This is a genomic window from Saccharopolyspora tripterygii (assembly GCF_054778355.1).
In genome coordinates, this window is the sequence record NZ_BAAGZP010000037.1 from 1 (window position 1) to 469 (window position 469).

Annotated in this window: 1 protein-coding gene; it reads left to right on the forward strand. The window is 66.3% G+C overall.

Annotated elements, in window-relative coordinates; translation table 11 throughout:
• Positions 1-469, forward strand: a 469-nt coding sequence (locus ACYVF3_RS26505) for an adenosylhomocysteinase (protein WP_461157013.1), incomplete at both ends; no start/stop codon positions are given.

Sequence of the window (469 nt, forward strand, 5' to 3'; positions counted from 1 at the left end):
AGACGGCGGTGTTGATCGAGACGCTGGTCGCCCTCGGCGCTGAGGTGCGGTGGGTGTCGTGCAACATCTTCTCCACCCAGGACGAGGCCGCCGCCGCGGTGGTGGTGGGTCAGGGCACGCCCGAGAAGCCTGCGGGTGTCCCGGTCTTCGCGTGGAAGGGCGAGACCCTCGAGGACTACTGGTGGTGCACCGATCAGCTGTGGGAGTTCGGTGACGGCAAGGTCGCGAACATGATCCTCGATGATGGTGGGGACGCGACGCTGCTGGTGCACAAGGGTGTGGAGTTCGAGGCGGCGGGTGCGGTGCCGCAGCCGAGTGCGGAGGACCCGGAGGAGTTCAAGGTCGTTCTGGAGACGCTGCGCAAGTCGGTGGCGGCGGACAAGGGCCGGTTCACCAAGCTCGCGGGTGAGATCAAGGGTGTGACCGAGGAGACCACCACGGGTGTGCACAAGCTCTACGAGCTGGTGAA